This is a genomic window from Streptomyces sp. JHA26 (assembly GCF_002005565.1).
GTDB lineage: Bacteria > Actinomycetota > Actinomycetes > Streptomycetales > Streptomycetaceae > Streptomyces.
This window is the reverse complement of sequence record NZ_BDJC01000109.1, coordinates 1-8,814: the sequence shown is the minus strand read 5'-3', so window position 1 is coordinate 8,814 and position 8,814 is coordinate 1. Positions and strand designations below refer to the sequence as shown.

At 73.0% G+C, this 8,814-nt stretch carries 8 protein-coding genes; all 8 read left to right on the top strand.

Going from position 1 to position 8,814, the window contains the following annotated elements:
* The first annotated feature begins 366 nt into the window (after positions 1-366).
* The gene (hpnC, locus tag JHAT_RS32945) at positions 367-1,269 is read left to right on the top strand and encodes a squalene synthase HpnC (RefSeq protein ID WP_077801949.1); all 903 of its coding nucleotides are present in this window, start codon (positions 367-369) and stop codon (positions 1,267-1,269) included.
* Entirely contained in the window at positions 1,266-2,216 is a 951-nt protein-coding gene (gene hpnD, locus JHAT_RS32940) for a presqualene diphosphate synthase HpnD (RefSeq protein ID WP_171991179.1), read from the top strand. Before hpnC ends, hpnD begins: the two co-directional genes overlap by 4 nt.
* Positions 2,213-2,347 (top strand): DUF6380 family protein, encoded by a 135-nt coding sequence (locus JHAT_RS35680; protein ID WP_253195688.1) that lies wholly within the window; start codon positions 2,213-2,215, stop codon positions 2,345-2,347. The genes hpnD and JHAT_RS35680 overlap by 4 nt, the downstream gene beginning before the upstream one ends.
* Positions 2,344-3,777, top strand: coding sequence for a hydroxysqualene dehydroxylase HpnE (hpnE, locus tag JHAT_RS32935; protein ID WP_077801948.1), 1,434 nt, complete (start codon positions 2,344-2,346; stop codon positions 3,775-3,777). The genes JHAT_RS35680 and hpnE overlap by 4 nt, the downstream gene beginning before the upstream one ends.
* A gap of 68 nt (positions 3,778-3,845) precedes the next feature.
* Complete coding sequence (locus JHAT_RS32930; RefSeq protein WP_171991180.1) at positions 3,846-4,910, top strand: polyprenyl synthetase family protein; 1,065 nt, start codon at positions 3,846-3,848, stop codon at positions 4,908-4,910.
* 118 nt (positions 4,911-5,028) lie between these two features.
* Positions 5,029-7,068, top strand: a complete 2,040-nt coding sequence (gene shc, locus JHAT_RS32925; RefSeq protein ID WP_077801945.1) for a squalene--hopene cyclase — start codon at positions 5,029-5,031, stop codon at positions 7,066-7,068.
* Positions 7,068-7,709 carry a 1-hydroxy-2-methyl-2-butenyl 4-diphosphate reductase gene (locus JHAT_RS32920; protein ID WP_077801944.1) on the top strand — a complete coding sequence of 214 codons (642 nt, stop codon included), beginning with the start codon at positions 7,068-7,070 and terminating at the stop codon, positions 7,707-7,709. The genes shc and JHAT_RS32920 overlap by 1 nt, the downstream gene beginning before the upstream one ends.
* A gap of 6 nt (positions 7,710-7,715) precedes the next feature.
* Positions 7,716-8,738 carry an adenosyl-hopene transferase HpnH gene (gene hpnH / locus JHAT_RS32915; protein WP_077801943.1) on the top strand — a complete coding sequence of 341 codons (1,023 nt, stop codon included), beginning with the start codon at positions 7,716-7,718 and terminating at the stop codon, positions 8,736-8,738.
* The last annotated feature ends 76 nt before the right edge of the window (positions 8,739-8,814 follow it).

Below are 8,814 nucleotides of genomic sequence, written 5' to 3'. Positions count from 1 at the left end.
CAAGTAGCCCGACACGCCCGGGGCCCGCCGGAACCGTTCCGGCGGGGCCCCGGGTCTGCAAAGGAAGCGTCAACTCCCGGCCGAACCAGGAATCTTGGAGCCGGTCGATGTGTTGTCGTGGTGGGCTGTGCACCCCGGCGGAACTCGACGAGACGTACCACGTAAGCTGTACCGGTCCCGAAACGCGGCACATGGGGCGATAATCCCCGTCACCCTCGAGCGGGCCTGCCGTGCGGGCGGCCGGGCGGCGTGTCCGAAATAGTGTGTATTGGGTCGGCAGTGTAGAACGGGAGATGTGACGGCAATGGCTACGGAAACTCCCCTGCTCCGCGAAGCGTGCGCCGTCCCCGTCCCGGGCAGCCGGCGATGACGCCGGCCGGCACGGCGCATGCCGTCGACCCGGAGCGCGGCACGCTCGACAAGGCCGCGAGCGAGAACTTCCCCGTGGCCCCCTTCTTCCTGCCCCGCGACTGGCGCACCGACCTCGTGGCCGTCTACGGCTTCGCCCGCCTGGTCGACGACATCGGCGACGGCGACCTGGCCCCCGGCGGCGCCGACGCCCGCCTCCTCGGCGTCCCCGACGACAGCGCCGACGACCGGCTGCTGATGCTGGACGCCTTCGAGGCCGACCTGCGCAGGGTCTTCGACGGCACGCCCCGCCACCCCCTGCTGCGGCGCCTGCAGCCCACCGTGCGCCGCCGCTCGCTCACCCCCGAGCCCTTCCTCGGCCTCATCGCCGCCAACCGCCAGGACCAGCTGGTCGGCCGGTACGAGACGTACGACGACCTCCTCGCCTACTGCGAGCTGTCCGCCAACCCGGTCGGCCGCCTCGTCCTCGCCGTCACCGGCACCTCGACACCCGAGCGGATCCGCCACTCCGACCGGATCTGCACGGCCCTGCAGATCGTCGAGCACCTCCAGGACGTCGCCGAGGACCTGGCCCGGGACCGCGTCTACCTGCCCGCCGAGGACATGAAGCGCTTCCACGTCCGGGAGGCGGACCTCGCCGCCCCCCGTGCGGGCGCGTCGGTGCGCGCCCTGATCGCCTTCGAGGCCGGACGCGCCCGCGACCTGCTGCATGAGGGCTCCCCCCTGGTGGGTAGCGTCCACGGAAGGCTGAGGCTGCTGCTCGCGGGATTCGTGGCCGGGGGAAGAGCGGCCCTCGAGGCGATCGCCGCCGCCGGTCACGACGTACTTCCCGGCCCGCCCAAGCCCGGTAAGGTCCGGTTGCTGCGCGAGGTGGGCGCGACCCTGCGAGGAGAGGGGTGATCCGGACCGTGGAGTCGTCCGCACACGTGTCCGCACCGGTACTCGCCGCGTACAGCTACTGCGAGACCGTCACCGGACAGCAGGCCCGGAACTTCGCCTACGGCATCCGGCTCCTGCCGACGCCCAAGCGCCGGGCGATGTCGGCGCTGTACGCGTTCTCGCGCCGCGTCGACGACATCGGCGACGGCGAACTCCCGGCCGACGTCAAGGTCGCCCGGCTGGAGGAGACCCGGGCGCTGCTCGGCCGCGTCCACGAGGGCGCGGTCGACGAGGACGACACCGACCCCGTGGCCGTCGCCCTCTCCCACGCCGCACGGCGGTTCCCGATCCCGCTGGGCGGACTGGACGAACTGATCGACGGCGTGCAGATGGACCTGCGGGGCGAGACCTACGAGACCTGGGACGACCTGAAGGTCTACTGCCGCTGCGTGGCCGGTGCCATCGGACGCCTCTCGCTCGGCGTCTTCGGCACCGAACCGGGGGCGCGCGGCACCGAACGCGCGTCCGAGTACGCCGACACGCTCGGGCTCGCGCTCCAGCTCACCAACATCCTCCGGGACGTCCGCGAGGACGCGCAGGACGGCCGCACCTACCTGCCCGCCGACGACCTCGCCAAGTTCGGCTGCTCGGCCGGGTTCGACGGGCCCACCCCGCCGGAGGGCTCCGACTTCGCGGGCCTCGTGCACTTCGAGGTGCGCCGGGCCCGCGCCCTCTTCGCCGAGGGCTACCGCCTGCTGCCGATGCTCGACCGGCGCAGCGGTGCCTGCGTCGCCGCCATGGCCGGCATCTACCGCCGCCTCCTGGACCGCATCGAACGCGACCCCGGCGCCGTGCTGCGCGGCCGGGTCTCGCTGCCCGGACACGAGAAGGCGTACGTCGCCGTGCGCGGCCTGTCCGGACTGGACACCCGGCACGTGGCCCGGCGGACCGTCAGGAGTCGCCCGTGAGGGGGACACCGGGCGCCACCCGGGCGGAACGACGGGCAACCCTCCGGTGGCGGGCGGCGTCCCTGACTGAGACGGTCTGCCGTACAGCGTTCACACACCACGGCGACCGGGCAGGGAAAGGTGCACGATGACCCACGGCAACGGCACGCGTGACGACGGGCCGCTCGCGGACGTCTCCGCCGTCCCGGCCGGCAGACACGCCGTCGTGGTCGGCGGCGGACTCGCCGGTGTCACCGCCGCGCTCGCCCTCGCCGACGCCGGGGTGCGCGTCACCCTGCTGGAGGGACGGCCGCGCCTGGGCGGGCTCGCCTTCTCCTTCCGGCGCGGCGACCTGACCGTCGACAACGGCCAGCACGTGTACCTGCGCTGCTGCACCGCCTACCGCTGGTTCCTCGACCGCATCGGGGGGACCGCGCTCGCCCCGGTGCAGGAACGTCTCGACGTGCCCGTCGTCGACCTGGCCGCGCCCGAGGGCCGACGGCTCGGCCGGCTGCGGCGCGACGCGCTGCCCGTGCCCCTGCACCTGGGGCGCAGCCTCGCCGCCTATCCGCACCTCTCGCTCGCCGAACGCGCCCGGGTCGGACGCGCCGCGCTCGCGCTCAAGGGACTCGACCTCGCCGACCCGGCACTGGACGACCAGGACTTCGGCCGTTGGTTGACCGCGCACGGTCAGTCATCGCGTGCCGTCGAGGCCCTGTGGGACCTGGTCGGAATCGCCACCCTCAACGCGGCCGCGGGCGACGCCTCCCTGGGGCTCGCCGCGATGGTGTTCAAGACCGGCCTGCTGTCCGACCCGGGCGCGGCCGACATCGGCTGGGCCCGCGTCCCGCTGGGCGAACTGCACGACCGGCTGGCCCGCAGGGCGCTCGACTCCGCCGGCGTCCGCACCGAGGTCCGCACACGCGTCACCTCCGTCGCGGTGGACGGCGACGGGGAGTGGAGCGTGCGGGTCCCCGGCGAGACGCTGCGGGCGGACGCCGTCGTCCTCGCCGTACCGCAGCGGGAGGCGCACGACCTGCTGCCCGCGGGCGCGCTCGACGCCCCCGGGAACCTGCTGGAGATCGGCACCGCGCCGATCCTCAACATCCACGTGGTCTACGACCGGAAGGTGCTCGCCGCGCCCTTCCTCGCGGCCCTCGGCACCCCGGTGCAGTGGGTGTTCGACCGTACCGGGGCCTCCGGCCTGAAGACCGGTCAGTACCTGGCGCTGTCCCAGTCGACCGCGCAGGACGAGATCGACACGCCCGTGGCCGCACTGCGCGAGCGCTACCTGCCCGAACTGGAGCGGCTGCTGCCCCGCGCCCGCGGCGCCGAGGTGAAGGACTTCTTCGTGACCAGGGAGCGCACCGCGACCTTCGCGCCGGCCCCCGGCGTCGGCCGGCTCAGGCCCGGCGCCCGCACCAAGGCACCCGGCCTGTACCTGGCCGGAGCGTGGACCGCCACCGGGTGGCCCGCGACCATGGAGAGCGCCGTCCGCAGCGGTGTCGGGGCGGCGGGAGCCGCGCTCGCCGCCCTGGGCCGGTCCCGCGACCGCCTTCCCGCTTTCGAGGAGGCGGCATGAAAACCGAGCCGCGCGGGACCGATTCCCGGATTCCCGGTACCGCAACTGGAGGAGAGACTGTGTCCACTGTGCCCCCGGCCCCGAAGGCCGATCGACGGACCACGGTGGACGTGGCCGCGATCCTGGAGCGCGGCCGGACCCTGGCCACCCCCGTCCTGCGCGCGGCCGTCGACCGCCTGGCGCCCCCCATGGACACCGTCGCCGCCTACCACTTCGGCTGGATCGACGCCCAGGGTAACCCCGTCGACGGCGACGGCGGCAAGGCCGTCCGCCCCGCGCTCGCGGTGCTCTCCGCCGAGGTCGCCGGTGCCGCGCCCGAGGTCGGCGTGCCCGGCGCGGTCGCCGTGGAGCTGGTGCACAACTTCTCCCTCCTGCACGACGACCTGATGGACGGCGACGAACAGCGCCGCCACCGGGACACCGCCTGGAAGGTGCACGGCCCCGCCCAGGCCATCCTCGTCGGCGACGCCCTGTTCGCCCTGGCCAACGAGGTGCTGCTGGAACTCGGCACCGTGGACGCCGGCCGCGCCGCCCGCCGCCTCACCCGCGCCAGCCTCGCCCTGATCGACGGGCAGGCGCAGGACATCTCCTACGAGCACCGCGACCGGGTCAGCGTCGAGGAGTGCCTGGAGATGGAGGGCAACAAGACCGGCGCCCTGCTCGCCTCCGCCAGCTCCATCGGCGCGGTCCTCGGCGGCGCCGACGAGCGCACCGCCGACACGCTGGAGACGTACGGCTACCACCTGGGCCTCGCCTTCCAGGCCGTCGACGACCTGCTCGGCATCTGGGGCGACCCGGACGCCACCGGCAAGCAGACCTGGAGCGACCTGCGCCAGCGCAAGAAGTCCCTCCCGGTGGTGGCCGCCCTGGCCGCGGGCGGCCCCGCCTCCGAGCGGCTCGGCCAGATCCTCGCCGCCGACGCCAAGAGCAGCGACTTCGCGAACTTCTCCGAGGAGGAGTTCGCGGCCCGTGCCGCCCTCATCGAGGAGGCGGGCGGGCGCGAGTGGACCGCCGACGAGGCGCGCCGCCAGCACACCATCGCCATCGAAGCCCTCGACACCGTCGACATGCCCGACCGGGTGCGGGACCGGTTCACGGCGCTCGCGGACTTCGTCGTCGTACGAAAGAGATGATCACTATCGGTCGAATAGCCCTCGCGTAGTCGCCGGCCGGTGTCGCGGGAAGAGACGCACCGGCCGACGGCGGACCCACAGCAGAAGCACCACCTGCACACTGCACGAAGGGGAAGCCATGACAGCGACGACCGACGGAAGCACCGGGGCGGCCCTGCCGTCCCGCGCAGCCGCGGCCAGCGAAACAGCCGACATCACGAACCCCGTGGCGGCCGGGGTGCACGAAGCCGCCGCCCGCGCGACCCGGCGCGCCACCGACTTCCTGCTCTCCCGGCAGGACCCCGAGGGCTGGTGGAAGGGCGACCTCGAGACCAACGTCACGATGGACGCCGAGGACCTGCTCCTGCGGCAGTTCCTCGGCATCCGGGACGAGGAGACCACCCGCGCCGCCGCCCTCTTCATCCGCGGCGAGCAGCGCGAGGACGGCACCTGGGCCACCTTCTACGGCGGCCCCGGGGACCTGTCCGCCACCATCGAGGCCTACGTCGCCCTGCGCCTGGCCGGCGACGCCCCCGACGCCCCGCACATGGCGAAGGCCGCGGAATGGGTGCGCGCCCGGGGAGGCATCGCCGCCTCCCGCGTCTTCACCCGCATCTGGCTGGCCCTGTTCGGCTGGTGGAAGTGGGAGGACCTGCCCGAACTGCCGCCGGAGCTGATCTGGTTCCCCACCTGGATGCCGCTGAACATCTACGACTTCGGCTGCTGGGCCCGGCAGACCATCGTGCCGCTGACCGTCGTCTCCGCGAAGCGGCCCGTGCGCCCGGCGCCGTTCCCGCTCGACGAACTGCACACCGACCCCGCCCGCCCCAACCCGCCCCGCCCCCCGGCACCGGCGGCCAGCTGGGACGGCGCCTTCCAGCGGATCGACAAGGCGCTGCACGCCTACCGCAGGATCGCGTCGAAGCGGCTGCGCCGGGCGGCGATGAACACCGCCGCCCGCTGGATCGTCGAACGGCAGGAGAACGACGGCTGCTGGGGCGGCATCCAGCCACCGGCCGTGTACTCGGTCATCGCCCTGTACCTCCTCGGCTACGACCTCGAACACCCCGTCATGCGGGCCGGCCTGGAGTCCCTGGACCGCTTCGCGGTGTGGCGCGAGGACGGGGCCCGGATGATCGAGGCATGCCAGTCCCCGGTGTGGGACACCTGCCTGGCCACCATCGCGCTGGCCGACGCCGGGGTGCCCGCCGACCACCCGCAGCTGGTCAAGGCGGCGGACTGGATGCTCGGCGAGCAGGTCGTGCGCCCCGGCGACTGGTCGGTGAAGCGGCCCGGGCTTCCGCCGGGCGGCTGGGCGTTCGAGTTCCACAACGACAACTACCCCGACATCGACGACACCGCCGAGGTCGTCCTCGCGCTGCGCCGCGTGAGGCACCACGACCCGGAGCGGGTGGAGAAGGCCATCGGGCGCGGGGTGCGCTGGAACCTCGGCATGCAGTCCAGGAACGGCGCCTGGGGCGCCTTCGACGTCGACAACACCAGTCCCTTCCCCAACCGGCTGCCGTTCTGCGACTTCGGCGAGGTCATCGACCCGCCGTCCGCGGACGTCACCGCGCACGTCGTGGAGATGCTGGCGGTCGAGGGCCTCGCCCACGACCCGCGCACCCGGCGCGGTGTCCAGTGGCTGCTCGCCGAACAGGAGGCCGACGGCTCGTGGTTCGGCCGCTGGGGCGTCAACTACGTCTACGGCACCGGCTCCGTCGTCCCCGCCCTGGTGGCGGCCGGCCTCCCCGCCTCGCACCCGGCCGTCCGCCGCGCGGTGAGCTGGCTGGAGTCCGTCCAGAACGACGACGGCGGCTGGGGCGAGGACCTGCGCTCCTACCGCCACGTCAGGGAGTGGAGCGGCAAGGGCGCCTCGACCGCCTCGCAGACGGCCTGGGCGCTGATGGCCCTGCTGGCGGCGGGGGAGAGGGAGTCCAAGGCCGTGGAGCGCGGCATCGCGTGGCTGGTCGCCACCCAGCGGGAGGACGGCTCCTGGGACGAGCCGTACTTCACCGGCACCGGCTTCCCCTGGGACTTCTCGATCAACTACCACCTCTACCGGCAGGTCTTCCCGCTCACCGCGCTCGGCCGGTACGTCCACGGCGAACCCTTCGCCAAGGCGCCCCGCACGGTCCAGGCGCTCGCCGAGTCGTTGACCGAGGCGAAGGGGAGCTGATGAGCGCCCAGCCCGGACCGGCCCCGCTGCTGATCGCCTGCGCGCTCGGCATCGAGCACCTCGCCCTGCGCGCCGGTGACCGCGGCGGGGCCGCCGGGCCGGTCACGGTCCTGCGGACCGGCATGGGGCCGAAGGCGGCCGAGCGCTCCGTCGCCCGGGTCCTGGCCGGCCCGGCGCTCGGCGACGCCGCCGTGCTGGCCACGGGCTTCTGCGCGGGCCTCGCCCCCGGCATGCACCCCGGCGACCTGGTCGTCGCCGAGGAGACCCGGGACCCGCGGGGCACGGTCGGGTGCGCCGGCACCGACCGGCTCGTCAAGGAACTGGTGCGCACCGTCCCCGGGCGCACCGTCCACACCGGGCCGCTCACCGGCTCGGACCACGTCGTCCGCGGTCCCGAACGCGCCGACCTGCTCGCGACCGGCGCGATCGCCGTCGACATGGAGTCCGCCGCCACGCTCCTGAGCGCCGTCCGCACGGGCACGCGCCCCGTTGCGGCCGTCCGGGTGGTCGTGGACGCTCCCGAACACGAACTCGTCCGGATCGGCACCCTGCGCGGTGGAATATCGGCCTTCCGCGTTCTCCGGTCCCTGCTTCCCGCGTTTTTCGAATGGCACCGTTCCTTGCTGCTCCCCAGGAGGTGAGCCCAGATGGCCATGCCACTGCGCCAGTCCATCAAGGTCGCTACGTACTTGGCCGAACAGAAGCTCCGCCGACGGGACAAGTTCCCGCTCATCGTGGAGCTGGAGCCGCTGTTCGCCTGCAATCTGAAGTGCGAGGGATGCGGCAAGATCCAGCACCCGGCCGGGGTGCTCAAGCAGCGCATGCCGGTCGCGCAGGCCGTGGGGGCGGTGCTCGAATCCGGGGCGCCGATGGTCTCCATCGCCGGCGGCGAGCCGCTGATGCACCCCCAGATCGACGAGATCGTCCGCCAGCTGGTGACCAAGCGGAAGTACGTCTTCCTGTGCACCAACGCCCTGCTCATGCGCAAGAAGATGGACAAGTTCACGCCCTCGCCGTACTTCGCGTTCGCGGTGCACATCGACGGACTGCGCGAGCGGCACGACGAGTCCGTGGCGAAGGAGGGGGTGTTCGACGAGGCCGTGGAGGCCATCAAGGAGGCCAAGCGGCGCGGCTTCCGGGTCACCACCAACTCGACCTTCTTCAACACCGACACCCCGCAGACCGTCGTCGAGGTGCTCAACTTCCTCAACGACGACCTCCAGGTCGACGAGATGATGATCTCGCCCGCCTACGCCTACGAGAAGGCGCCCGACCAGGAGCACTTCCTGGGCGTGGAGCAGACCCGCGAGCTGTTCAGGAAGGCGTTCTCGGGTGGCAACCGGGCCCGCTGGCGGCTCAACCACTCCCCGTTGTTCCTCGACTTCCTCGAGGGCAAGGTCGACTTCCCCTGCACCGCCTGGGCGATCCCGAACTACTCCCTCTTCGGCTGGCAGCGCCCCTGCTACCTGATGAGCGACGGGTACGTGCCCACGTACCGGGAGCTGATCGAGGAGACCGACTGGGACAAGTACGGCCGTGGCAAGGACCCGCGCTGCGCCAACTGCATGGCGCACTGCGGCTACGAACCCACCGCCGTCCTGGCCACCATGGGTTCCCTCAAGGAGTCCCTGCGGGCCATGCGGGAGACGGTCTCCGGGAACCGGGACTGAGGCCATGACCGCCATCTCCCTGGGCGTTCCCGAGATGCCGGTCCGGCCGCTCGCCGTGCGCCGGAAGAGCCGGCGG